The sequence below is a fragment of the Citrobacter sp. TBCS-15 genome (genome assembly GCF_005280815.1).
Lineage (GTDB): Bacteria > Pseudomonadota > Gammaproteobacteria > Enterobacterales > Enterobacteriaceae > Citrobacter > Citrobacter werkmanii.
This window is the reverse complement of sequence record NZ_SZWK01000005.1, coordinates 1-296: the sequence shown is the minus strand read 5'-3', so window position 1 is coordinate 296 and position 296 is coordinate 1. Positions and strand designations below refer to the sequence as shown.

1 protein-coding gene is annotated in these 296 nt (G+C 34.5%); it reads right to left on the bottom strand.

The genetic code is table 11. The annotated features are described in order from the left end of the window. Positions 1-296 (bottom strand): hypothetical protein (locus tag FDW96_RS25135; protein ID WP_212732834.1); only part of this gene is annotated, 296 nt, incomplete at both ends.

The window sequence follows — 296 nt, the reverse complement described above, 5'->3', positions numbered from 1 at the left end:
CGGCCTACATCCCTTCGTAGGCCCGGCAAGCGCAGCGCCACCGGGTTAATAAGTTTTTTATTTTCAGATTTATATTCTTTGTTCATTGGGTTTTCTCCTTTTTTCAGGGTGGTATGTACTGTCTCTAATTTTTTGTTGAATATTAAAAAAGTTAGATATATAATTATGAGCAGAATGTTTAGTCTACTTACTGGGTTGAAATTTTGACTTTCTTCAACAGTCAAAGAAACTATTATGTTGAAGGTTGTTTGAATCAATTTTAAGCAGATCGGTTTTATATGAGTTGCTGCTTTCTT